The sequence below is a fragment of the Pseudobdellovibrio exovorus JSS genome (assembly GCF_000348725.1).
Lineage (GTDB): Bacteria > Bdellovibrionota > Bdellovibrionia > Bdellovibrionales > Bdellovibrionaceae > Pseudobdellovibrio > Pseudobdellovibrio exovorus.
Map to the genome: position 1 here is coordinate 1,968,900 of NC_020813.1, position 25,625 is coordinate 1,994,524.

Genomic DNA, 25,625 nt, shown 5'->3' on the forward strand with positions numbered 1-25,625 from the left:
GATATGAAAAAATCGTTTTTAATTATCTTATCACTTCTTTTAATGAATACCTCGTATGGTAATCAATCAGCCACACCAACGCCTCCTGCTGCTACTCCGGCTCCAACAACGCCGCCTGCAACAACAGCTACACATGAGGCGGCCCATCTCGACACGAGCGCTATGGATGAAATCGAAGAGTTTTCAAACAAGACTCTTAATAAAAAAACCGATTACCCTGCAGTCAAACGCATAGTGGAACTACTATTAGTGATGGATGATCGCGACCCTTCGCGCTCTGGTGTGATGTTGCTGTCTTACAGCTATAATCAAAACAAACAGATGTACGATAAAGCTATCAACGAAGTTTCAAAGAGTAAATCCAAGGAGCAGAAAAAACAGCTCCAAGAAATCAAAACGATATTAAAAAATTATTTTGAAAAAGGTCAGGATTACTAAAAAGACAAAGCGGGATTAGATCCCCGCTTTGTGTCTGTCTTGATCATCAACTGCAGACTGCACGCCACCTTTTAATTGTGGGCGGTATGCTAAGTGATTGATGTCATAAATAAAGTTTGAACCATTTTTACCTGGTGTTTGCCACTCAGGTCCCAAGCGAATAGCATCCACAGGACACGCCTCTTCACAAAAGCCACAGAATACGCAACGTAACATATCAATCTCGTAGCTGATTGGAAACTTTTCAACCTGAGCATCTTCATGCTCGCTCGCTGTGATCTTAATGCATTCTGCTGGGCAATTTGTTGCACACAACATACAAGCCGTACAACGGATAGCGCCATCTTTTTTTACAGTAAGAATATGATTCCCTTTAAAACGCGGAGAATATTCGTACTTTTCTTCTGGATAATTTAGGGTCAACATCTGCTTCTTGTTAAAAATATTTTTCACAAGATGTTTAAATGTAATTCTTAAACCCGTCAAAATACCCGGCAAGTACCAAACATTTTTATTTTCTTTACTAACAACTGACATGTTCGCCTCTTTTATTAAAGTCGTTCGCTATTAAAGCCGTCCACGGTTAAATACAAATTCATTCTTCTTACGATGATCCAATGTCACTTGGTCTTTACGTGTATTCGATACAGCCGTGAAAAGATTTTTTTCGTTTATCACTTGAATTTGTAAGCTTTGTCCCGCTAGTAACTGAGCCGCTTCAACGCCTGTTAAAGCTTCGCTAACTACGATGGTCGCTTTCTTAAACTGTTGTGCACGTCCTTGATAATTCACAAAAGTGCCATCTTTTTCGATGTAAGACTTCAATGGAATCAAAGTAACGGATTTCAATGCGGCTGCATTTTCCAAAGCTGGAACCTTCGCTGTACTGAAATAAGTTAAGTTTTGCGCCTGAGCAAACAAGTCAAGTTTTTGATTTAGGTCAGGATACACAGCCGTATTTTCTGGACCAAACACGACAACATGTTTCAATTGTCCTGATTTAATTCCTTGTTCTAAATCAGTCCATTTCGCCGTAATACCATACTTCGCTAAAGCTTGTTTTAAACCTGAAGTATTTGGATTTTTATCACCGCGAATTAACAGACCATCAAACTCTTCTGCTTGCGCCTCTTGTGGCCACCAGTGGAATACGTTCTTAGTTTGATATGTATTAACAAATGTATTCAAAATAGCTTCGTACTCTTCAACAGTCTGTTGACCTGTTAAGACTAACGCGATTTCACCAGCCGGAGAGGCTTTCAACACTTGAGCCGCTTCCATCGAAGCTTGACCTGCATGAACCTCAGCCTGCCATGAACCATTTACAAACTTTTTACTTTTTTGCAAGCGATGCTCTTTGTTCACGAATTTGTAGGTGTTGCGACCTTCATCGCACATCCAGTGTCCGTTCACTTCTGCATTGTATTTTGGTTTAACGCGGAAAAGTCCTTCCTTATTGAAGTAAACTTTTACATTACAACCAGTTGAACAGCCGTTACATACAGTTTCAGAATCTTTTAGATACCAAACTCTTTGTTTGAAACGGAAATCCTTAGATGTCAAAGCTCCCACCGGACAGATATCCACTGTATTCAAAGAGTATTTATTATCTAACTGTTTTCCATCGTGGGTCCCAATTTCAGCATGGTCACCACGATTGAAGATTCCCAATTCATTTGTTTTAGAAACTTCATCAGTAAAACGAACACAGCGAGAACAAAGAATACAACGCTCAGAATCTAGAACTACAGTCGGTCCTAAATCCACCACTTTGTGTTTCTTTTGTTTTTTCTCGGCCATTTCAGGGTTGTATTTACCGTATTCCATATACTGATCTTGCAGACCGCACTCACCGGCTTGGTCACAGATCGGACAATCCAATGGATGGTTGATCAAATGGAAATCTAATCCCCACTTAACAGCGTCTTTTACTTTTTCTGACGTGTTATTAATTTTCATGCCTTCAGTGATCGTCGTGTTACATGCGATTTGTACACGTGGATTTCCTTCGATTTCCACCATACATAAACGACAAACACCTGCTACGCTCAAACCTGGATGCCAGCAGTAATGTGCAATTCTTTGCGCATTATCATTCATTGCCTGAATGATAGTTGTTCCCGGTTTTACTTCGAGTTCAACGCCATTAATGGTGCATTTCAGCATACGGAGCTCCTTTAAAAGCAGTACCTTTTACTTTAGATTTGCCTTCGCGAACAAAGTATTCAAATTCGTCTCTGAATTTCGTCACAAAACTTAGAACAGGTAACGCGGCTGCATCTGATAATGCACAGATCGTTTTACCTTTCATATTGTCAGCAACTTTCAATAACAGCTCGATGTCTTGCATACGGCCTTTACCAGCCAAGATCGAATGTACGATTTTATCTAACCATCCTGTACCTTCACGGCATGGAGTACACTGACCACAAGATTCATGGTGATAGAAGTGTGTTAAGTTCGCTAAACACTGAACCATGCAGTTAGAATCGTCGATCACGATAATCGCACCAGAACCTAACATCGTGCCCATCTGAGCTAGGCATTCATAGTCTAATGTTGCTCGCCCAGCTTCTTCTGCTGTCAAAACCGGAGCTGATGAACCACCAGGGATCACTGCTTTTAGATTTTTACCAGCTTTCATACCGCCACCAAGACCGAAAATCATATCTTTCAGAGGATATGCTAAAGGAACTTCGTAGTTACCTGGCTTTACAACGTTTCCTGATAGCGAAAACAGTTTTGTTCCTGCAGATTTTTCTGTACCGAAAGTACGATAGTGAGCAGCCCCATCACGGATAACATACTTCACAACAGCTAAGGTTTCGACGTTATTCACGATAGTCGGTTTTTTCAAGTAGCCTTGAACAGCTGGGAACGGAGGCTTTAATTTTGGTTGTCCTTTAAGACCTTCAAGTGACGAAATCATTCCTGTTTCTTCACCGCAGATATAAGCACCAGCACCACGATATACATCCATATCGTGATCGAAGCCCGAACCTAAAATGTTTTTACCTAAATAGCCGGCTTTGTATGCCTCTTGGATAGCATTCAATAGCGAGTTGATAGATTTATCGTACTCACCACGAACGTAGATATAAGATTTTTTTGAATTGATCGCAAAACCAGAAATGATCATACCTTCGATCAATTGATGTGGAGCGCGCTCCATCATCATACGATCTTTAAATGTACCTGGCTCGCCCTCATCGGCGTTGCAAAGTAAATATCTTGGTTCGTCATTTTTAGGTAAGAAACCCCATTTCATACCAGTCGAGAAACCAGCACCACCACGGCCACGAAGACCTGAAGCTTTCACTTCATCAATGATAGCTTGTGGTTGCATCTTAAGAGCTTTTTCTAACTCTTTATAGCCACCATGCTTTTTGTAGCCTTCAATACCTTGAAATTCTGGCAGATGATAGAACTCAGTTAAGTATTTAGTCTCTGTAACTTGTTGAGTAGTTTGCATTACTTCATACCTCTTAAAAGATTCATTGCAGATTCAGGAGTTAAATTTTCGTAGTACTGATCCCCGATTTGCATCATAGGAGCCGTACCACATGAACCCAAGCATTCCACTTCAGAAACAGTAAATCGTCCGTCAGCAGTCACTTCATTCAATTTCACATTTAATTCTTTGCACAGATGAGCCGTTAACTCTTCAGCACCATTCAACATACATGATAAAGTACGACAAACTTGAACGTGGTGTTTGCCGATCTTTTGTTTGTTGTACATCGTATAGAATGTGAACACTTCATTAATTTGTGATTCTGGAATATCCATCACACGTGAAAGCTCTTTGATCACTTCGGCATTGATGTGACCATTGTTTTCTTTCTGTCCAATGTAAAGCGCCGGCAATACTGCTGACTGCTTTGATTCGTATCGCTTTAGTTCGCTTAGAACTTTTTCTTTTCCTTCAGATGATAGTTGAAACATTATCTATCCAGTTCTCCAGCAATAACGTTCATGCTGGCTACAGTTGCAATTGCATCGGCTAACATTGCTCCGCGAACTACAGTCGGGAACGACTGATAAATGGCAAAGCATGGTGGACGAACTTTCAAACGATATGGATTCGCAGAACCATCGCTGATTAAGTAAAAACCCAATTCACCATTAGCTGCTTCGGTCGCATCATAGACTTCACCTGCTGGAGGTCTTAAGCCTTTGATGATCAACATGAAGTGATTCATCAAACCTTCAATGTTACCGTAAACATCTTTTTTCTCTGGCAATACAATGCCCTTATCACGGATTGTATAGTCGCCGCCTGGCATGTTTTTACAAACTTGACGGATAATACGAATACTTTGGCGCATTTCTTCAATACGAACACAGTAACGATCGTAAATGTCACCATTTGTTCCAACTGGAACGTCAAAGTCGTAGTTTTCATATCCATAGTAAGGATTTGTTTTACGTAAATCTTGAGCTAAACCAGTCGCTCTTAAAAGAGGACCTGTGTAACCCCAAGCAATCGCGTCCTCTTGTGAAATCGGACAGACACCTTGTGTACGTTTGATAAAGATCTTGTTGTCTAACAACATTTTAGAAATTTGATCGATACCTTCGCTCATCTCGTCACAGAAAGCTAGAACATCATCGAACCAACCTTCAGGAGCATCTTGAGCCATACCACCTACGCGAGTCATCGACACTGTCAAACGAGCCCCGCATAGCTTTTCAAACAAGCTATAAACTTTTTCACGATACGTAAATAAATGGAAGAACGCAGTTAAAGCCCCTAAGTCAACTCCACCAGTACCGACCGCAATGATATGGTCGATCACACGAGAAAGTTCACACAGTAACACACGCATAGCTTGTGCGCGTGGTGGAATGTCGACGCCCAAAAGACGCTCAACAGCTTTACAGTAACCCACGTTATTCATCGGTGCCGAACAGTAGTTCAGACGATCTGTATAAGGGATCACTTGATTGTACGGATGAGTCTCGGCCATTTTTTCAAAGCAGCGATGTAAGTAACCGATTTCGCAGTTAGCGCGCACCACAGTTTCACCATCCAGTTCAGCCATCACACGTAAAGTTCCGTGCATCGCGGGATGCGAAGGACCAATGTTGATAGGAACAAAACGACTGTCTAACAAATCACCGCGTTGTTCTGGTGTATTGTTGAAGTGGATTTGCATCACGCTATCGCAATGTTGTTGAGCATCAGCTTCGTAATCTTTACGAAGTGGATGTCCTACGAACTGGTGATGCGTTAAAATTTTTCTTAAGTTGGGATGCCCCTCAAAAACGATTCCGAACATGTCATAAGCTTCACGTTCAAACCAGTCCGCACCCACCCAGATATTCGTAGCTGTACCGATTGTTTCGTCTTCAGCCACTTGTGTTTTTACACGAACACGACTGAAATCTTTTGAGTTGAATAAGTGATAAACCACATCAAAACGTTTAGCGCGATTTGGAAAATCCACACCGCAAACATCCATCAAGAAATCAAAGCCCGCATACTCTTTTAGGTATTGTAAAAGGGCATGAGATGCGGCTTTAGGAGTTTCAATAACTTGATCTCCGACAGGCGTAGTTAAAAACTTAAATTGGTCTCCGCCGAATTTTGCGATCAAGTCACTTCTTAACAATTCTGGAAAATTTACTGTTGTAGCCATTACTTCACTACTCCCAATTGCTCGACTTGGCCCAACTCACTTGTTGGATTCGACAATGTGTACGGAGAAGTCCAATTGTCTTTCCATGGACGAGGCGTGCCGTCTTTGATCATTTTTTGTAAAGTCATAATTCCATCCAACACAGCTTCTGGTGTCGGAGGGCAACCTGGTACATACACATCAACTGGAATGACTTTGTCACAACCTTGCAAAACGTGATACGCGCGATAGAAACCACCAGAGCTGGCACAGGCTCCCATCGAAAGAACGTACTTTGGCTCAAGCATTTGTTCATAGATACGAACTAAGATCGGCGCCATTTTTTCTGTAATCGTTCCCGCAACAATAAGTAAGTCCGCTTGACGAGGAGAGAATCGTACAACCTCAGCACCAAAACGGGCTAAGTCGTATTTAGGTCCCATCACCGACATCAATTCGATACCGCAACAAGCTGTACCGTATGGCAGTGGCCACATAGAATTTCTTCGCCCCCACGCAACGATTGCGTCTAGCTTAGTGGTCAAGGCAAAAGACCGCGACATGTCGTCTAAGTTTTTTGAATCAGACATTCAACAACCTCACTTCAAGCATTTGCTGCATTTCGATAAATAGCGAAATGAAACAAATAATTTTCATTATGTTTTCAACTAGACATAATGACAAAAACCCTCTGTGAAGACAACGAGATAAGTCATTGCGCCCCCTCTGTAAAAATCTTTCAACGCGATGGCTCAATTTCGGGTTTTCACTTGGCGTTCGGAACCGGTGTACTAGACTTCTTGGCAGCTTAAACAGTTTTCACTCGAGGGGGAGTCATGAAGACCATTCTGACGCTATTTTTAGCGAGTTTCGCCTTTTCTTTAAACGTTCACGCTGACGATTTGCTGGTTAAATTAGCAAAACCTGTCTCTGCTGACCGCATGTCACAGTATTTTCAATCTAAAGGCCTTCAATCTGAAGCTTTGACTGAAAACTGGGTCCGCCTGCAGGGCAGCTCTTCCGCCTTGCAAAGCTTCAGAAATGGTGGAGTTCTAGAAAGCTCTGCAGTTTTACATGTGCAAAAAAATTACAAGATTCAATTGCGCGAAAATCCTTCGCTTAAACAAGCTTTGGCTGATTATTTAGCAAAGTATCCACAAATGAAAAATGCAGCTTTTTCTGCTGCTAAAGATAATCCAGCAATTCCCGCTGCTCCATCAACAACAACTGGTGCTGACCCACTTTTCAATCGTCAATGGGGAATGAAAGATATCGGTGTGGCTCAAGCATGGGATATTTTCAAAGGTGATGATAAAGTCATCGTAGCTGTGATCGACACAGGCGTTGATTACACTCACGAAGATCTATTACCAAACTTATGGCGCAATCCTTTTGAAATTCCAGACAACCAAATTGATGACGATAATAATGGATACGTAGATGACATCATCGGTTGGGATTTTTTCTCGAATGACAATCTTCCTTATGATCTAGCCGCCTCCAGCTTAGGTGAATTACTTAACGGCGGAAATCCAGGCCATGGAACTCACTGTGCAGGAAATGTAGCCGCACGTGCAGACAATGGATTAGGAATTGCAGGAGTCGCACCCAACGCCAAGATCATGTCTATTCGCTTCTTAGGTGACAAAGGTGGAACCACAGCTGATGCCATCAAGTCTATCAAATACGCTGTAGATAATGGCGCGAAAGTGCTTTCAAACTCTTGGGGTTCTGAAGGCGAAGATCCCGACGACGCGATCAACAATCAAGCCCTGCGTGACATCATCACCTATGCGGCTGAACGGGATGTTCTTTTCATTGCTGCCGCAGGAAATGGCCATCAAGGCAAAGGTTACGACAACGATAACGACCCTCACCCCGCTTATCCGGCAAGCTACAGCCACGATAATATTATCTCGGTCGCCGCTCTTGATGTGAACAATAATTTCGGAAGTTTTTCTAACTGGGGATCCGTCTCTGTAGATATCGGAGCACCAGGTGTTAAAGTGTTTTCAACAACTGTTGGTCAAAAGTATTCAGACACAGTTATTCCGCTACTGAATGCAAACTGGGATGGAACGTCAATGGCGTGCCCTCATGTTGCTGGAGCCGCAGCACTTTACTGGTCACGTCACCCGCACAAAACATATCAAGAAGTTAAGGAAGCTATTTTAAGTTCAGCGATTCCTATTCCAGCTGCCGCAGGTAAATTGGTTACCGGAGGAAAACTGAACGTTGAAAATTTAATGAAGCAGTAGAAACTGCTTCATTAATTAAGCTGCTTTTTTTGTGAATTTATCAATGAAGTCACGGGCAGATTCTGAGATCTGCTCGAATTTGACACCGTAACGTCCACCTGCACGGCGAACGATCTTACAAGTGGCATTGAAGGCCGGAACCTCTGGGCCCGGTTTAAAATGAAGATGTAATTGATCCCCTACTTTAAAGTCCGCATTTTCTATCTTGAAGCTCGCTCCACCATTGCTGATTTCGATGCTAGTTGCTGAAAATACTTTTTTATTATTATGAACAAATAGCTCACACGCATAATCAGCGCGCGGGTATTTACGACGGAAAAATACGTCGGCGATATTTTCGACCACTTGTCCTTTGCTTTCACAAAATGCTTTCACATTCTCTGGCTTAAACTGTGGTACTTCGGCTAAACGCTTCCATGAAGCCTGCGTCTGATTCCAAATAAAATCGAATTCAAAAAGAGCTTTGCTCTGCAACATTTGAATCATGTCTGCAGCTGTAAAAGGACCATAGTTGTCATTCACTTTTAGGATATACCAAATACGGTCATGGTAGAGGTCTACGTTTTCTAGTTTATGATTTTTCTGCACAGGCTTTTTAAAGCTCGAATTAAAATGCTCTGTCAGTAACGGGAACTCAAATAGGAAGATCCACGACTCTTTTTTTTCATCATAAATATGATCATTCCAACTCAAAGTATGACTTTGGATGTTTTGCAAAATCTCTTGCAAACTCCACGGCCCTTTTTGCTCACCACGAACTTCAATCAAATATTTATGCATATGATGTCCTAACACGTTTGTCTCTAGTTAAGACTTCGGCTTTAATCTAGCTGGACTTTAATTAATCTCATATTGAGACTATATTCAGACGATGTCAGACAGCATTCTCGCCATAGATTTTGGCACCAGTCATTCTTTGGTGGGAGCCCTCCATCAACAAAAACGTATCGACACCATCCCTATTGACCCCCACCATCCTGACGATCGCAGCTTGATGCGCAGTCTACTGTACTTTCCAACGGCCAATCAGTGCTTCTACGGCTCAGAAGCGATTTCCAAGTACACCGAAATGGAGATGGAAGGACGCCTATTCCGTTCATTCAAATCACATCTTCCCAACAAAAATTACATCGGAACAGTGATCGACAATCGTATCCTTTCACTCGAAACCATGATCGGTCTTTTCCTTCTGGAGTTGAAAAAGCGCGCGGAGGCCCACTTAAAAACCTCGGTAACCAAAGCGGTCATTGGTCGTCCTGCTCGTTATTCTATGGACGATGTGGCTGATGGCTTTGCCCTACACCGCATGCAAAAAGCTGCGGAATATGCTGGTTTTAAAGAAGTCAAATTTGTACCGGAACCTCTGGCAGCAGCTCTGGATTTTAAACGACAAATTTCAGAGGAAAAGTTAGCGCTCATTGGAGATTTCGGTGGAGGAACCTCAGACTTTACCATTATGAAGATCACGCAGTCTGATTTTAAAAAGTCAGACGTGCTTGCTGTAGAAGGCTGCCCTATGGCCGGAGACGCCTTAGATAGTCTTTTCATGCAGAACCGCCTCAATAGAAGCTTCGGTGCAGGTGTTCAATATCGCATGCCTATGTCGAGTAATCTTTTGCAAATGCCTCAGGCCGTCATAGAGCGTCTCAATAAACCCGCCCATATCGTGCATCTCAAAGAAAAAGAGACCTACGAATTTATCAAAGAGGTTCAGCGCTGTGCTTTGCGTGATGACGACAAAAGTAATATCGATCGCCTGTTTGTTTTGATCGAAGATCAGCAGATATTTTCATTCTTTGAAGAAATTGAAAAAACAAAGAAAGCCCTATCGTCTAAACCGACAGCCAAATTTCAATTCGACTATCCTGACATTGAAACGTCCGATGTGTTTTCCTCGGACGAATTCATCACATGGTCTGAACAGTTTAAAGAGGGCATCTTTTCCGCTTTAGATCGCTGCTTGAAGCAAGCACAGGTCGAACCCCATCAGATTGATTTGGTCTTTCTTACCGGTGGTACCGCCCATGTTCCCTTTATACAGAATGAATTCCGACGTCTTTTCGGAGAAGAGAAACTTCAATCTAAGAATTTCTTCCATTCGATTATGTCAGGATTGATCGAGAGCGCCAGAAACTGGGATGAACTTTAGAATTCAGATAGCTGGCGTGAAATTACTTCGTGAGCTCAATGGCCTTAAGCCACTCTTCTGTCGGTAATACTAATTTACGATTTTTCAAATCGAAGAATCCAGCAGTGAAAATGGCCTCACTGGCTACTTCTTGGTCTGCTTTCAACATCTGTTGTTTAATCTTAAATATCTTGCCTTCGGCAGAAAGCATTTCGACCGTGATTGTGATCGTTTCGCGCAGCTTAAGTTCTTTCAAGAATTTAATTTCTGCGCCTAAAACCACAGGTCCGAAGCCTGTCTGTTGCACCTTCTTGTAGCCATAACCGCCCGATGTGATCGCTTCCCAACGTGCCTCTTCATACAAAGACATGTAGTTCGCGTTGTTCACGTGGCCGTAAGAATCAAGATGGTGCTCTTTAATGACAACTTCGTATTTAAAGGACATCTATTTAAGCGCCTCACGAATGTAAGCAGATGCCTGATCCATTAACCAAACAACAGCCGCAATCACCACGATAATTGTGCCCACTTCTGGCCACATCGCCTGCCCTTGGTACTTGATTAACATCGTACCGATACCACCACCGCCGACAAGACCGATGATCGTGGCCATACGCACGTTGATATCCCAACGATATACAGTGAACGAGATATAAGGTAAAATCACCTGAGGAACGATCGCAAACCAGATGGTTTGCAGTTTATTCGCACCACATGACTGAACACCCTCAATCGGGCCTTCATAGACAGTTTCAACCATTTCGGAGTACTGCTTCGTTAGTGATGAGATCGAGTGAATCATTAAGGCCAACATACCTGCGAATGGACCGATACCCACCCAAACCGAAAAGATAATCGCCCAAACAAGTGCTTCAATTGAACGAGTCACATTCATCACTGTACGTAATACGATATAGACAGAGTAAGAAAATGGCCCCTTCATAATATTCTTTGCCGCCATGAAGCTAAGAACAAATGCGAAAGGAATCGCTAAGAACGTCGCTAGGAACGCCATGAAAATCGTTTCAATGATATTCAGAATAGCTGTTGGTAATACATTCCAGTTCGGAGAGAAAATACCTTTGAAAAGACGTTTTGCACCCTCGAAGCCATCTTGATCTAAAAGTTCATACATCGAGAACTTCGTCTTAAAGATACTCACGACAAATAGAACGACGATTGTTAGGAATAAATGCCAACCCCAGAAAGCTTTGTACCACGGCTTAGCTTCCGCACGTGCTTTGATATAAGCTGGCTCGAATAGGTTTTCACCGAATGTCTTATACCCTGCTTTGTTCAAGAAGTGACTGATGATACCACCAACAAAAATAGCACCTACAAAGATAGAGGCTACAAGCGGTAAATTCATTAAGTCTTCATCTGATGGATTGAAAATAAGGGATAAAACGACCGCTACAAATAATGCGAAGCTGACGCCATCTAAAATAGATCTACGAAAAATATGTGATTTCGATTTCATTCTGCAGCTCCTTAGTTGATGTGAACTTCTTTAGCGCCTTCGCCGTAGATTTTTTCGAACCATGCCTGATCGATATTTTTAGGATCGCCTTCATAAACCAACTCACCACCTTTTAATGCGATTACGCGAGTTGCGTAAATACGTACTAATGAAAGGAAGTGAAGATTACAAATAACGGTGATGCCTAGTTCTTGATTTACCTTTTTAAGATAATCCATAACTGTATGACATGTAGCTGGATCTAATGAAGCTACCGGCTCATCGGCCAATAAAACTTGTGGGTTTTGAGTTAAAGCACGAGCAATTGCCACACGTTGCTGTTGTCCACCTGAAAGCTGATCAGCACGGATATGAGCTTTCTCAGCAATACCCACCAGCTTTAAGTATTTCAAAGCTTCTGCTTTATCACTGTCAGAGAATAACCCTAGGATGCTTTTCCATGTAGAAGTGTAAGCTAGCTTACCCATCAACACGTTATTTAAAACTGTGTGACGAGGTATTAAGTTGAAGTGTTGGAAGATCATGCCGATCTTTTTACGCAACCCACGGATTTCTGATGATGTTGAAAGCTTTGTTGTATCTTCCTTGTGAAAGATAACTTCGCCGCCAGTCGGATCATGTAGACGATTCAAACATCTTAATAAGGTTGATTTTCCAGAACCGCTCAGACCGATGATAACAAGGAATTCACCTTTCTTAACATCGAAGCTCACGCCTTTAAGGGCCTGAACTCCATTTGGGTAGGTCTTTTGCAAGTTTTTGATTTGTAAAATAGGTTCAGACACGGAAGTTCCCCCTCATTATCTGCAGTTATTTTTTACGAACTAAATCTTCAGCGTTAGCACCAACTTCTTTAATCATCGCGCGTGCAGAATCATAATCAGCGTCAGTAGCTTTTTTAATCGCAGTAATTCCATAGATAGCTTTAAAAGCCTCAACTCCTTCTGGAGTTTGTACGAAAGCCAACATCGCATCTACGATTTGGTTTTTCATTTCTTCCGACATCTCTTTTCTGAATACGATTGGATCGTTCATCAAGTGTTCAGATAATGAAAGAATTGTTACTTTTTTCTCGACATCTGGGTACTGAGTCATCACAAGGCGACGAGCATCTTCAATCACTTCTACGCCTTTATCATCTTTGCTTGGCGGAGAGTAAAATGTAGCGCCGGCATCCACTTGACCTTGGTAAACCATTGAAACCACGTTGTCGTGTTTACCCGCAAAAACAGTTTCTTTTACAGTAATGCCTTTGTCTTTCAGAGTTTTGATCGGCAACAAGTAGCCAGATGTTGAAGCGGGTTCAACAAACGCGATTTTCTTTCCAGCTAAGTCTTCTACTTTTTTGATGCCGCTATCGGCGCGAACGATGAACTGAGACTGGTACGTTGATAACCCATGGCGGATAACCGTCAAGCGAGCCTCTGCACCATATTTTTCGTGAGCTAAGATATAACCGAATGTATTGAAGGCTGCGACATCGGCTCTTTTCGTACCGAAAGCCTCTACAACTGCAATAAACGACTGAGGAATAGTGATTTCGTATTTATAGGGAGTATTCTTTTCGAGGTAATCTTTGAAGATTTTTGAATTGTCTTCGATCACTTTAGCATCAACTGAAGGGACAAAGTGAAGCTTAACAGGGTTTTCAGCAGTTCCTAGTTCTGCTTTATTACGCGTACAACCGGTAAAAAGCACGGCAACAGACACAAGGACAGCGACCAAAGTTCTCTTCAGAATAGAGCTCATAATTCTTCCTTTTGCTTAAATTACAAAATTTTGCCCGAAGTTAACAAAAGAGCGCTCTGATTCCAAGCCTCTTTTAGAAAACACTTTTCTTTTTTTATGGTTCATTACATACTCGGGTCAAAATGAGTGCAATTCCTACAAATCTTAACGAAATCCTTAAAATCTCTCGTGAATATGCTGCTCAAAATCTGCGCACATTGGCTGTTTTCGATCTCGATTCGACCCTGTTTAATGTCAGCACACGCACACAGAAAATCCTCTCTGAATATGCAGAGCTGCACCAGATCGAAAAACTAAAATCGGTCCGCGTCTATCCAGAAGATTGGGGCATAAAAGAAGCATTGTTGCGTGCAGGATACAGTTTAGAAAACGACTTGCAACTTTTACAGCCTTTGCGTGATTTTTGGAGCGAGCGCTTCTTTTCTAACGAATATTTACACTACGATGTGCCTTATGCTGGAGCAATTAGCTTTGTGCAAGAGCTTGCCGATACAGGTTGCGAGATCAATTACCTCACAGGCCGAGATCACAAACGTATGTATAAAGGCACTGTTGAGGTTTTAAAAAAGTGGGGCTTCCCACTTTCAGAAAATGGGCTTTTTCTGAAACCAGAGCGCACTCAAGAAGATGAGTTGTACAAATATGACTGGTTCGCACGTTTGAACCACGCTGATTATCATAAAATTTATTTTTTTGAAAACGAACCCATCAATGTGAATGCCATTGTCGACTCTTGCCCTGAAGTCGAAATTATCTTTTTAGATACGACCCATGCACGTAAGCAAGAAGTAGGTCAGCACATTCCCCGTATTAAAAACTTCAGTAGGTCTTAATATGTTAACGCTGATCGCAACTCCTATTGGACGAAATGACGAAATCACTTTGCGCTCTTTAGAGCTTCTAAAGGCTGCGGATGTCGTCGTGTGCGAATCAACTAAGGAAACGTCAAAACTATTAAAGTCCTATGAAATCAAAGCCAAGCGCTACGAAATTCTGGATGAACATTCAACGCCTGAAGATGTAAAAGAACTACTCGCCCTTTGCCGTGATCAAAATGTCGTGTTGGTTTCGGACTGCGGTACCCCAAGCTTCTGCGATCCTGGATTTCAATTAGTAGCCGCTTGTCGCAAAGAGGGCTTAAAGGTTGAATCATCATTGGGTGCGTCGAGCCTGATGGGCCTACTCTCTTTAAGTTCTGAGCGTATTTATCAATTCCACTTCCGTGGATTTATCCCTGCGGAAACCGTGGCACGCGAACGCGAATGGCAAAGTCTGAAAAAGACCAAAGAGCCAATTGTGCTGATGGATACGCCCTATCGTCTAAAAAAAATGTTAGACGAGTGCTGCCAACATCTTGATGATCGCAAAATTCTTTTGGCCTTAAATCTTTCTCAGCCAGAAGAGTGTATTTTAGAGGGACGTCCTACAGCCGTACGCTCTCAGTTAAAAGCCGATAAAGCTGAATTCATGATTTTAGTGTATGCCAAAACTTGATGCGCTTCCTATTGATTCGTACCTTGAGACCGCTGCACTCGCTTTTATAAAAAGTGCGAATGTTATTTTAACAGCGCCTCCCGGCTCTGGAAAAACGTCCCGCACTCCAGCTTATCTTTTAAAACACTTCAAAAAAATTATCGTCTTAGTGCCTCGCCGTATTGCTGCCCTGTCTTCTGCGGCCCGTATCTGTGATGAAAATAATTGGAATCTAGGTGAAGACGTTGGCTATCAGGTGCGTTTTGAAAACAAGACACAAGCTAATACACGTTTAATCTTTATGACTGAGGGTGTGTTTGTAAAAAAACTCAACGATCCGAAGCTATGGCAAGATCTTGAGTTGATTATTTTTGACGAATTTCATGAGCGCTCATCGCAATTGGATTTAGCTTTAGGAGTGTGTTTAGAAAAGCAAATTTTAGAGCAATCGATTAAGATGCTGGTGATGTCGGCGACCTTAAATACCGAAAAACTTCAAAGTTATTTACCTGAAAGCACTTTGGTCGAAGTGGAAAGCTCACCTTATCCCTTACAAATTGTATACTCGAAGAAGTCCCAAAGATTGATGTGCGATTACCAATTTGCGGATCAGCTTATCGAGACTCTACAAAGCGCCGTTAACACCTGCAAAAAAGATATCCTGATCTTTTTACCGGGCTTAGCTGAAATACGTTTTATTGCACGAGCCATAGAAAATAAATTTAGTTCTCTTGAAGTGGCTATTTTACATGGGTCGACGCCGTTGGCTGAACAAAAAAGAATTTTGGCTCCTACCGCTCAACGCCGGATTATTCTATCGACGAATGTGGCGGAGTCGTCGCTGACATTACCTTCGATAGATGGCGTGATTGACTCGGGTTTAGAAAAAAAAGCGGTTACTGAAAGTAAAATCGGCTTTAAAAAGCTAGAGCTGACCCGCATTTCTTTATTTTCAGCCAAACAGCGCGCAGGGCGAGCCGCACGTACAGGAGCTGGAGTTTGTTATCGTCTGTGGCATGAACTGGATGAGCGTTCCATGGATGAACAGATTGAACCGGAAATTCTAAGTAGTGATCTTTTAACAGAGAGTCTGACTTTGGCCTCTATCGGCATTAAAGATCCAGATAGCTTTAGCTGGCTTGATCGCCCGAAGAAACCCTTTAAAAAGGCCCTTGAACAGCTTCAAAGTTGGGAACTGTTAGATCAAAACCTCGATATCACCTCTAAAGGGCGTCTTGTGCAAAGTTGCCCTTTAGACATCGAACGCGCCTTGCTTTTTGTTGAACTGGCTGTAGCCGGCTTTCAGCCCGAAGCCGCGACTTTCTTGGGCTTTATTGAAAGTACTAACTTTGATAAACAAACTGAAGCCATCGATTTAGCGTCCTTGCACCTTAATGATGCTGGTTTACGAATTGCCAACCAACTGAGCCGTCTTTTTATTACGTTAAAGGAAAGTGAATTTAAGACCTTTAAAGAGCAGTTGATTCATACCTTCTTCAGATACTTCCCGCACCGTATTGCACAGCTTAAAGATGGCGTACAAGCAGTATCCAGCTTGGGACGCGGAATTGAACTGTCGTCTTATCTTGTGACACCGCAAGTGCGCTATTTCTTATTATTGTCAGGACGCGACTACACGCAGGCGATCACCAAGTGTGACTTTGCCATAGGAGTAACACCTGAGGAATTTACAAGACACAGCCAACAAAATGTTCTGACTCAAACAGAAATTCTTTTAGATGAGGAACGACAGCAGCTTTATAAAATAGAGCGAAAAACTGCTGGTAACTTCGTGCTTTCTGAAGGGGTCAAAACATTCCTTAAACCTACGGAGTTAAAAGAACATTTTGCTGATTTTCTAAATCAACGTTTCTTTGAACTTTTGGAAAAGAATGAATCTTTTCAGAAGTATCATAACAAAATGAATTTCTTGAAGAAAAGATCATCTGATTTAGGATACAACTCGAACGACTTTAGCTTTTTAGAAGACCTGAACGAGCAGTTAAAATCCAGCGTGATTGATACAGTGGGAAGCCTTGAAGATTTTTATCAATTAAATATCTATGAGCTTTTATTGTTTCTGACACCAGATAAAATAAAATCAGATCTACTGCAATTGCCCGACTACTTTAAACTTCCTAATAGCAAAACAGTTCCGATTGATTACCTATCAGAACAGGCACCAAAAGTTTCTGCTCGTATTCAAGAGTTCTTTGGCTTGCAAAAAAATCCTACCTTATTAAAGGATCGCCTTCGTATGACCATCGAGCTTTTGGCTCCAAACTACCGCCCAGCACAGGTTACAAGCCAGCTCGAAAACTTTTGGAAAACAAGTTACCTTGAAATTCGCAAAGAACTGAAAGCACGCTACCCTAAACATGCATGGCCAGAAGATCCCTCTAGTTATATAGCTCCGATACAAAACAAAAAATAAGTCTGTTACTTACAGCAAGCGCTTTTATTCTAAGCAATTTAAGATCATGACAGAAATAAGTGGTGTCGTTTTGTTTTGGCCTACACTTTGCTAACTCTGATTTTCATCAATAAAAATGGGGGAAATGAATTTTATGAAACCAGTTATGAAAAAAGTGAGTCAATTAGCTCTATTAGCAGTTGTGGCTGTCAGCTTCACAGGCTGCGATGAAAAAGATGTTGTGAATGGTATTATTATCGGTGGAATCATCGGTGGTATCGCTGCCGGTGCGGATCTAACAGTGGATACAGGCCGTCCTGGTTACACATTCCTATCTGATTGTGAAGGATACAATCGTGAATGGGTTTGTGAATGGTATTCTGGTAACTGGCGCCGTACACACCGCCGTCATACTTATAATCCGCCATACCCAGCTCCTCACTATCCGCCACATCGTCCACCGCCACCACGCCCAGGCTACCCACGTCGTCACTTTAGTGCGGAAGTTGGATCTGCAAATACAGCCACTGTAATAACAGATTTAAAAGCCTTACAAATCGAAGATCGTTGGAAACTAAAGCCAGCGGCTGCTTCTAAGTTGTCTCTTGTAATCGAAAATGCAAAAGGTGGAGACTTAAAAGCATTTTCTGGCATTGGATTAAACTTACGTGACCTCAACACTTTGTTACAGAAAAAACAAGTGAGCGCAGATAACCTAGAAAAAGTATCACGCCAATTACAAACGACAGAAGACAATGCGTTAGCAATCTTGAATGACTTTGTACGTGAGTACCAACTTCAACAACGTGATCAAAACAGTGCTATGTGGCAGCAATGTGTTGCTAGCGGAAATTGGAAAACTCCAGAAGTAGCTAGTTGCTCTTCATTAAGTGATGCAGGCTGCGCACCGACAACTGGCGCCTCTAGCTGCTTACCTCTATAAGCACCTGTAGTTCAACGCTCAATAAAAAAGGCCTATCAGAAATACCTGATAGGCCTTTTTCTTTTTGATATTTATCGAAGTCTTAGTCAGCAGAAGAGACAGTAAACGTGATCGTATCGGTATAGGTCCCTGCCGCTGCTCCAGTCATATTCCCGATAGTCACAGCGATAGGAATTCTTTGTCCGCCCGTTGGCGAGACTCCTGAGGCCGAAAGTACCATCGACGGCGATGGCTGTAACGAAACTGATGAACCATTCAGTGTTAATGTGTAAGGAATAGTTGTGGATTTTTGGTCATTGTGAATTCGTCCTGCATTCGTTGAACTCACTGAAATTTTATAACCAGCATTATAGCCCAGTACTAAATCCACGCTTCGAGTGGCACCTTCCTCTAAGTTTCCAAAATTCAATGACTGTGAAACTGAAAAGGGATTAAAAGCAGCACCTGTGCCCACTAAAGACAGATCAACTTTGCGACTTTGATTAAAACTCAAGGTCACCGAGCTTGTATTTTGTAAATTCGGACTACTTAAATCACCTTGATAGAGTTTAATAACAAAGTTTTGACTGTACTGCCCGAAACGCAAATAGGTGTTGGGATCAATATAAGGTCGATAGTAAACTTCAGTCGTGTCGTTGGATCCACTGAAAGTTCCGGATAAAGTATCAGATAGCGATGAAGCCTCATTCAAAGATTTTATAATTTGAGTGCGTCCGGCATCTTTATAAATCTGTACAGGATACTCATCCCCTCCCGAACTTAAGGAGCGATTAACATAAGAAGAGGCGCCTCCATTTTCAAAGACAACAAAAAAATTGCAATTTGTGTTGTTATCATCACGACGAATACGAATTTGAATACTGGGAAAGTTATCAGAGCTTAAGCTCACAGAAGACGTCGTCATCATTTGTAAATTGTTGGCACAAGCGGAAGCAACTTCTGTTACAAATAAAAATGATAAGAACAGAAGCTGTATCGATGTCTTTCTGATATTTTGTGGGCTCAGTATCATGTTCCTGCCTTTTTTTCGACTTTGATATCACCGAGGTCTAAATCACTTGCGGATTCAATTTCTGATTCAACTTCACTGGAGTCAGGCATTTGAATTATCAGTGGGATTCTCTCTAATCGAGGGTCTGATAACTCGACTTCATAACTTCCATAGGATATCCCATCCAAAATAAAATTTCCAGACTCGTCCGTAAAGAAACTATCCGAAAATACTCGTCCATCTGAGGTCCAAATTTTTCCGTAAGCGTAGTTAACAAGTTCAGGATTATCCGATTTTAAGCGTCCTTTGACGACTACAGAGCGCACGACTTGTAAAGGGACAAAGATTCCACTGCGATAACTCGGCTTCATAACGTAAGCCTCGCGCTCTAAATAGAAACCCATTGGCAGCTCTGTGGAGTCAATTTGAAGTTGGCTCTCAATATAAGACGTCAAATTCGTGTAGACAATTTTCTGACCATCTTTCAGAGGAATACCTTCATCCCCCTGTGTATCTGGTACCGTCAATTGACTTTTTCCCAAACCTCTTGCCGCAACAATAGCGAAAGAATCCGAAATCGGACGCGATAGCCCTACACTTTCCTGTGTCCATGCCACCGCTGATCTTAATCCCACTTGCCCTGTAAATGAACGATCATCACCTAAACGTGTCTGATTCAAGCGAACATTCGGTTCGACCACACGGCCAAAATACTCTGCATCCAAATCAAAGCTTTCACTAGACACTCCATCTGTAGGATTTCTTTGTGCCGCCAACAATCCAAGTCTTGTATCCTGATACTGCCGCGAGTTGTTATGATTGTATCTTAAAGAGCTTTCTCGCACAGCCGAGTTATAGGCAACAGCCGCTGACGAATATCCTAAAATTTCATTCCACGTCAGTGTCAGTAAAATTTGATCCCGTCTTTGATTCGACCATTCATACGACACATCCCCCATCCACTCGCGAGAGAAGTAAGTTTGAAATCCTAAGCGTCTGGTCGATTCATCGACCCCTGTGTTCTGTCCTTTAAGCTCCGTTAAAGCAAAACTCAATGAACTCGTACTGCCCAATTGTTTTTGCGCTACGAAATCATACTTATCTGAGTAATACGGCAAGATGGTCGTAGGATACTGAATACTTTTGAAATTAGAAGAACGATTTTCTATTCCACCAAATACACGCATGTGGCTGACAACATTGTTATGTATATCAGGAGAGCTATAACGCCAGCGCCACGCTCGGCCCGCATCAGCCGAGTCATCGCGGTAGTACGCTACATCCAAGAAGTGAGTACCAAGACTTGTGATCAGCCCCCCACCAATTTGATATTGCTGAGCATCTTGATAGTTTTGGAAACCCGCCTGAAAAGTAAAAGCATTGGTTACACCATAGCGATGATAAATTGATGAAAAAACATGGTCATCATAGCGCTTGTCGAAATTGTTATAATAAGAAGGGATTCCGGCTTGATATGAAAAATCATGTACGCCTTCAGATAAAATTTGATCATCAAACATCAGATCAACCATAAACTCTTCGCGACCGCCGAAGTCGTCTAACATCACAACTTGCACAAGGTTACGCCCATAGAGTACAGGTAGCTCTCGTAAATTGTACGGTCCTGGGTTGACTCGAATTCTAGAGATCAAACTTCCATTCACATAGACTTCCATGATGGAACTCTGTTTGACCTGTATCAGTGCCGAGCGCTTTGTTAAAGAGCCTAAATCTGGGCGGATATTAAATTGCTTCTGTATCTGAACGCCTGCAGCGGGCAAAGCCGCTTGAAACCCCTGAGCCCCCGTATCAAAATCACCAAAGCGATAGCGGATTTGTCTTGCCTCTTGATTGTAAACTAAAGAGCTATTCTGCCTTTGAAAAGACTGTGGCTCTTGTTCACGATAGGTCGCCGTACTTTCTAGAGTAAGAAAATTCAGGTTCTGTATCAGTTCTAATTGTCCTTGAATCGGTCCATACTGCTCACGACTTCCAGCCCCTGTCGTGTTTTGTGTGCTATACGAAGTTTGTACTGAGTAGTTCAAGTAACCTGAATAAGGTTTTCCTTCAATCGCTAAGCCTGTTTTTTCACGATACCCATTCAACGGAAAATCCTTGATCAAACGCTGATTCAAGGGGATATCCAGTTTCAATCGGAGTTCTTTTTCATCAAAATTAGCTTGGATACCAACCCGTTCCAGTTCAGAGACCATTAAGGTATCGCTGGCATCACGCACTAGGCTCTGTAAATGACGAATTTTATTGCGCTCAAGGTACGGGGCCAATACTTCAGCTAAAGATGATGCCCGCACTGAGTTGGCTAAGCCTGTATCTAAAGCAACATCCATAGGAGCTTGCCCGATGACAACCTCATCAAGAGTCACTTCAACAGGAATCCACTCTGCGTTCGCAAATATAGAAAAAGTTAAAATGGAAACAACTGTTAGCAGTCTAATCTGCATCTTTCATTTCAATCTGTGCAGGACGTGCTTTAAGATCAAATTGGGATGCGCTTTTAAAAGTATATGTACGACGTCCACCCGATAAAAGATTCTCTCCGTTCCAATCTTTAACAAGATTTTCATCTACGACGATGTGACGCCCCTGTGTATCTTGTAACTTGATAGAGACTCCGCGCAACAGTCTGTGACGTGTACCTGTATTCGCAATCGTCATTTGTACTTGACCATTTGCAGGAGCCGTAATGGATTCAACTTCAATTTGAGGAAAAAATTTAGACTGATTTACATAAACTGAAGCAACAAACTCGAATAGAAATTTAACCCCTGATTGACGTGTTTCTTCTTTAAAGTCCACTGGCAATTGCGTTGCTACTAATCTATATGACTGCTCACGATCAATTTCTTTGGGGCCACTATAAACAACGCGAATCACACGAGAGTCTTTTGAATTCAACGAAAATTGCGTTGGAAAGACTTTAAAGTCCTGAGTCGGTTCGCGTGTTTCAATTCCTTTATCATCCACAATACGACGATACATTTGAATTTTAACTGCAATTTTTTCTTGGGCTTCATTATCTACACGGATAGTCTTCGCCGCATGTGTTCCTGTCGGTTGAAAATCTACGACCATTGGATCTAATCTAAACGCCCACGTGGTCACAGGGCTTAATACAGATACTAAACTAATAACGGCAAGAATATGTTTGTACATACTCTCATTTTAAAACAATTTCTTATGTCGTGATAGGGAAATCAATTAGATATAGCACGTGTCTATTAAGGCGCTTCAATGCGAATATGACGATAGTCATCGAGTTCCTGTGCACTTGTCACCACTTCCCAACGTCTAGAGTCCAAAGTAAATGTATTCTTGCCAACAGGTGCTCCAACAGAGGCTGGCTGACGTCCGACCTGTGACACTTTAGCCACATAGACTTTGTATCCTGACTCCGGTTTAGGAATTAAAAGAGTGCGACCTACATCGTTTTTCTTAAGATGATAAGGAGCGTGACGAACAACCCCTGAAATTTTCAAAGTTGATTGCGCATAAGAAACTGCTGCAACAAACAAGATAACTAACGCCACTACACCCTTCATATTACTCCCGTCTTTAGTCTAGATACCTATCGGAAGGTCTAGCCACAGAAATGAGGACACGAAGAAGGTTTTTTAAATCTGTCTCAATTCAATCCAAAAAAATAAAAGGGAGCTTGTTAGCTCCCTTTTATTTCTATTTTAGAATAGCAATCGAGGTAATCGAAATTAGTTCGCAACAATTGAAATTGTAACAGTATCTTGGTACGTACCGGCCATCGCATTGCTCAATGGTGTTACGTTTACGATTACTTGTGATGTCTGAGTTGTCATGTTGTTCAAGTTACTTACAGTTTTCACTGTTTGATCTGTCTGATGTAATGAAATCGCAGACTGACCATTGTAACTTACAGTGTACGGAGTTTGTTTACCGTTATCTGTAGTGTGAATCAAACGACCAGCATTAGCTGATTTCATATTGATTTTATAACCTGTTGGGCTGTTTGATTTTTCAGTTACTTCAGCCACGTTTCTGTTAGTTTCACCACCGATGATATTCAATGCTGTAGCTTCAGCTTTAGCGTTGATGATGATCTCGTTAGTTACACCAACAACACCTTGTAATTGCAAAGTGCCCGTTGTTGCTGCCATTGCAGATGTGGTAGCTAACATCACGAATGCTGTTAAAAATGTTTTCATAAAATTCTCCTTCTTAAATTTGTTATTCTTTAAAACTAATCTTTTGTTTATTAATTCAAAAATTTCTTTTTATACTTTCGTTTGCAATTCACATACTCGAACTTTCTATGCTCACTTGCAGTATAGAGTTACTGGGATCAGTAAATACTTTGTGTGTAGTTATTTTTATCATTTGCTGTACAACTTATTTACTCACTCTTTTTGAAAAATAGATACAGAGATAGAGAACTTCTATTCAGAGATAGAGTTAAAAACATAGAGTGAAAAATTTAAACAACCAGCTGACTGTTTGCTCTAGTGAATTTACTTGAGCAAGCGACCTAGTTTTCCAGAGTCAGTAGACAAATACAGATACCCATCGGGGCCGGAACGAACGTTGCGAAAACGATCGACATTTTCTAGCAACACTTCTTGCGAAACAACACGTGAACCATCGAGCTTAAGACGACGTAGCTGTTGACCTGACAAACACGCCACAAAGACGTTACCTTTCCATGCAGGGAATACATCAGCATCGTAAAAAGCAATGGCAGAAGGTGAAATCGATGGAACCCAATAAACAACCGAAGGAACAACTCCTACTTTTTCTGTGCCTTCACCTATCTTCGGTCCATAGTACTCACGCCCATGAGTGATATCAGGCCAGCCATAATTTTTTCCTGCTTCGATGATATTAATTTCATCTCCACCTCTTGGTCCCATGTCAGCTAACCACAGCTCGTTAGTTTGAGGACGAAATGCCAATCCCTGTGGACTACGAATACCATAAGCAAATATCTCGGGACGTTGGCCTTTCTTTTTAAAAGGATTGTCTTCAGGTATAGAGCCGTCCTCTTTCAGACGAATCACCTTCCCATTACTGTAAGCTAAGTCTTGCACTCTTTTGCGATCGTTGCGGTCACCCACAGTAAAAAACACATGTCCTTTTCCATCAAATTCGATACGGGAACCATAATGAATGTCACTAGTGGAAGCTTCGTGAGCCGTGTAAATTTTCTTAAAGCTCTTCAACTCATCACCTACTAGAAAAGCGACAGCAAGTGCAGTTGCACTTTTACCATTCGCCGGTTCTGAATATGTCAGAAATATTTTTCCGTTAGCAGGATGGACACGAATATCTAACAGACCACCTTGCCCGCGAGCATGCACCTGAGGAGCACCCTTCACTTGCGTCGATCTTTTTGTTTTTGGATCAAAAATAAAAATTTTTCCACCGCGTTCGGTAAAGATAATCCGCCCATCTTTTAAAAAATCAAATCCCCAGATAACATCTTTTCGTTCAGTCAAAACTTCATAACGAACTTTTTGTTTTTCGGGTACAAACTCACGTGCGAATGTGAGTGAAGAACTGAATACACTGCCTATAAAGGCAAAAAGAAGCAAATTACGGATCATATAAGCCTCCGATGTTTGATTTGTATTTAACTATTTTTTTTAGCTGGTAACTCAACACTTTGTGGAGCTACGATAATAGCCCCTGCAGCCACAGGTTTTAAAACCACCGCATTAGCTCCTATGCGGGCATCATCACCAATTGTGATCGGCCCTAGCACTTTAGCTCCAGCCCCAATTAAAACTCGATTGCCCACAGTAGGATGACGTTTAACAGGATCGAATTTCACTCCCCCTAAAGTCACACCATGAAAAATTACGCAGTCATCACCAATGATAGCCGTTTCCCCAATAACACATCCAACCCCATGATCGATCACAAGGCGTTTGCCAATCCGCGCCCCTGGATGAACCTCAATACCTGTTAATGTTCTAGAAATATCCGCAACTAAACGTGCAATGAAGTATAAACCAATATTGTAAAGGCCATGAGCTATCTGATGAAAAAAAATAGCGCGAGGGCCGGGATATAGAAAAAAAATTTCGAGGTAGGATTTAGCTGCGGGGTCATACTTTTTGTAAGCTTTTAATAATTCAAACATC

General features: G+C 41.8%; 25 protein-coding genes. 7 read left to right on the forward strand and 18 right to left on the reverse strand.

Going from position 1 to position 25,625, the window contains the following annotated elements:
- The first annotated feature begins 3 nt into the window (after positions 1-3).
- Positions 4-438, forward strand: coding sequence for a hypothetical protein (locus A11Q_RS09800; protein ID WP_015470650.1), 435 nt, complete (start codon positions 4-6; stop codon positions 436-438).
- A 15-nt stretch (positions 439-453) separates the two neighbouring features.
- On the opposite strand, the gene A11Q_RS09805 is transcribed toward A11Q_RS09800, so the two are convergent.
- The 6 genes from A11Q_RS09805 to A11Q_RS09830 are packed head-to-tail and all read right to left on the reverse strand — an operon-like array spanning position 454 to position 6,649.
- Complete coding sequence (locus A11Q_RS09805; protein ID WP_015470651.1) at positions 454-975, reverse strand: NuoI/complex I 23 kDa subunit family protein; 522 nt, start codon at positions 973-975, stop codon at positions 454-456.
- Positions 976-1,005: 30 nt separating this feature from the next.
- On the reverse strand, positions 1,006-2,604 hold the full coding sequence (locus tag A11Q_RS09810) for an NADH-quinone oxidoreductase subunit G (protein WP_015470652.1): 1,599 nt from the start codon (positions 2,602-2,604) through the stop codon (positions 1,006-1,008).
- A complete protein-coding gene (gene nuoF / locus A11Q_RS09815; protein WP_015470653.1) occupies positions 2,585-3,910 on the reverse strand; it encodes an NADH-quinone oxidoreductase subunit NuoF in 1,326 nt (441 codons plus the stop codon). The genes A11Q_RS09810 and nuoF overlap by 20 nt, the downstream gene beginning before the upstream one ends.
- Positions 3,910-4,383 carry a complex I 24 kDa subunit family protein gene (locus A11Q_RS09820; RefSeq protein WP_015470654.1) on the reverse strand — a complete coding sequence of 158 codons (474 nt, stop codon included), beginning with the start codon at positions 4,381-4,383 and terminating at the stop codon, positions 3,910-3,912. Before A11Q_RS09820 ends, nuoF begins: the two co-directional genes overlap by 1 nt.
- A complete protein-coding gene (gene nuoD / locus A11Q_RS09825; RefSeq protein ID WP_015470655.1) occupies positions 4,383-6,080 on the reverse strand; it encodes an NADH dehydrogenase (quinone) subunit D in 1,698 nt (565 codons plus the stop codon). Before nuoD ends, A11Q_RS09820 begins: the two co-directional genes overlap by 1 nt.
- Positions 6,080-6,649 (reverse strand): NADH-quinone oxidoreductase subunit B, encoded by a 570-nt coding sequence (locus A11Q_RS09830; RefSeq protein WP_015470656.1) that lies wholly within the window; start codon positions 6,647-6,649, stop codon positions 6,080-6,082. The genes nuoD and A11Q_RS09830 overlap by 1 nt, the downstream gene beginning before the upstream one ends.
- Positions 6,650-6,895: 246 nt before the next feature.
- On the opposite strand from A11Q_RS09830, the gene A11Q_RS09835 reads away from it, so the two are divergent.
- A complete protein-coding gene (locus A11Q_RS09835) occupies positions 6,896-8,317 on the forward strand; it encodes a S8 family peptidase (RefSeq protein WP_015470657.1) in 1,422 nt (473 codons plus the stop codon).
- A 15-nt stretch (positions 8,318-8,332) separates the two neighbouring features.
- On the opposite strand, the gene A11Q_RS09840 is transcribed toward A11Q_RS09835, so the two are convergent.
- Positions 8,333-9,097 carry a GYF domain-containing protein gene (locus A11Q_RS09840; protein ID WP_015470658.1) on the reverse strand — a complete coding sequence of 255 codons (765 nt, stop codon included), beginning with the start codon at positions 9,095-9,097 and terminating at the stop codon, positions 8,333-8,335.
- Positions 9,098-9,188: 91 nt separating this feature from the next.
- Between A11Q_RS09840 and A11Q_RS09845 the strand changes: the two genes are divergently transcribed.
- Positions 9,189-10,466: an Hsp70 family protein gene (locus tag A11Q_RS09845; protein ID WP_015470659.1), complete on the forward strand. Its 1,278-nt coding sequence runs from the start codon at positions 9,189-9,191 to the stop codon at positions 10,464-10,466.
- Between the two features lie 22 nt (positions 10,467-10,488).
- Here the strand turns inward: A11Q_RS09845 and A11Q_RS13945 are convergent, their stop codons facing one another.
- From A11Q_RS13945 to A11Q_RS09865, 4 genes are read right to left on the reverse strand one after another with little or no spacing between them, the layout of a single operon-like run.
- A complete protein-coding gene (locus tag A11Q_RS13945; protein WP_015470660.1) occupies positions 10,489-10,890 on the reverse strand; it encodes an acyl-CoA thioesterase in 402 nt (133 codons plus the stop codon).
- Entirely contained in the window at positions 10,891-11,925 is a 1,035-nt protein-coding gene (gene phnE / locus A11Q_RS09855) for a phosphonate ABC transporter, permease protein PhnE (protein ID WP_015470661.1), read from the reverse strand. It abuts the gene before it with no gap.
- Positions 11,926-11,936: 11 nt separating this feature from the next.
- Entirely contained in the window at positions 11,937-12,710 is a 774-nt protein-coding gene (gene phnC, locus A11Q_RS09860; RefSeq protein WP_015470662.1) for a phosphonate ABC transporter ATP-binding protein, read from the reverse strand.
- A gap of 25 nt (positions 12,711-12,735) precedes the next feature.
- Positions 12,736-13,674, reverse strand: coding sequence for a phosphate/phosphite/phosphonate ABC transporter substrate-binding protein (locus A11Q_RS09865; protein WP_015470663.1), 939 nt, complete (start codon positions 13,672-13,674; stop codon positions 12,736-12,738).
- 122 nt (positions 13,675-13,796) lie between these two features.
- Here A11Q_RS09865 and A11Q_RS09870 point away from each other — a divergent pair, with 122 nt between their 5' ends.
- From A11Q_RS09870 to A11Q_RS09885, 4 genes are all read left to right on the forward strand, one after another.
- The gene (locus A11Q_RS09870; protein WP_015470664.1) at positions 13,797-14,507 is read left to right on the forward strand and encodes an HAD family hydrolase; all 711 of its coding nucleotides are present in this window, start codon (positions 13,797-13,799) and stop codon (positions 14,505-14,507) included.
- 1 nt (position 14,508) lies between these two features.
- A complete protein-coding gene (locus tag A11Q_RS09875; RefSeq protein ID WP_015470665.1) occupies positions 14,509-15,168 on the forward strand; it encodes an SAM-dependent methyltransferase in 660 nt (219 codons plus the stop codon).
- Complete coding sequence (locus A11Q_RS09880; RefSeq protein WP_015470666.1) at positions 15,155-17,581, forward strand: ATP-dependent helicase C-terminal domain-containing protein; 2,427 nt, start codon at positions 15,155-15,157, stop codon at positions 17,579-17,581. The genes A11Q_RS09875 and A11Q_RS09880 overlap by 14 nt, the downstream gene beginning before the upstream one ends.
- Positions 17,582-17,714: 133 nt before the next feature.
- Entirely contained in the window at positions 17,715-18,503 is a 789-nt protein-coding gene (locus tag A11Q_RS09885) for a hypothetical protein (RefSeq protein ID WP_015470667.1), read from the forward strand.
- An 82-nt stretch (positions 18,504-18,585) separates the two neighbouring features.
- Here A11Q_RS09885 and A11Q_RS09890 read toward each other — a convergent pair whose 3' ends face one another.
- From A11Q_RS09890 to epsC, 7 genes are all read right to left on the reverse strand, one after another.
- A complete protein-coding gene (locus A11Q_RS09890; RefSeq protein WP_015470668.1) occupies positions 18,586-19,515 on the reverse strand; it encodes a spore coat protein U domain-containing protein in 930 nt (309 codons plus the stop codon).
- Positions 19,512-21,956 (reverse strand): fimbria/pilus outer membrane usher protein, encoded by a 2,445-nt coding sequence (locus tag A11Q_RS09895; protein ID WP_015470669.1) that lies wholly within the window; start codon positions 21,954-21,956, stop codon positions 19,512-19,514. Before A11Q_RS09895 ends, A11Q_RS09890 begins: the two co-directional genes overlap by 4 nt.
- Entirely contained in the window at positions 21,946-22,668 is a 723-nt protein-coding gene (locus A11Q_RS09900) for a fimbria/pilus periplasmic chaperone (RefSeq protein WP_015470670.1), read from the reverse strand. The genes A11Q_RS09895 and A11Q_RS09900 overlap by 11 nt, the downstream gene beginning before the upstream one ends.
- A 65-nt stretch (positions 22,669-22,733) precedes the next feature.
- Entirely contained in the window at positions 22,734-23,054 is a 321-nt protein-coding gene (locus A11Q_RS09905) for a hypothetical protein (protein ID WP_015470671.1), read from the reverse strand.
- A gap of 165 nt (positions 23,055-23,219) precedes the next feature.
- The gene (locus A11Q_RS09910) at positions 23,220-23,690 is read right to left on the reverse strand and encodes a hypothetical protein (RefSeq protein WP_015470672.1); all 471 of its coding nucleotides are present in this window, start codon (positions 23,688-23,690) and stop codon (positions 23,220-23,222) included.
- Between the two features lie 303 nt (positions 23,691-23,993).
- Positions 23,994-25,085 carry a PQQ-dependent sugar dehydrogenase gene (locus tag A11Q_RS09915; protein WP_015470673.1) on the reverse strand — a complete coding sequence of 364 codons (1,092 nt, stop codon included), beginning with the start codon at positions 25,083-25,085 and terminating at the stop codon, positions 23,994-23,996.
- A gap of 26 nt (positions 25,086-25,111) precedes the next feature.
- Positions 25,112-25,624 (reverse strand): serine O-acetyltransferase EpsC, encoded by a 513-nt coding sequence (gene epsC, locus A11Q_RS09920; RefSeq protein WP_015470674.1) that lies wholly within the window; start codon positions 25,622-25,624, stop codon positions 25,112-25,114.
- Position 25,625 lies beyond the last annotated feature (1 nt).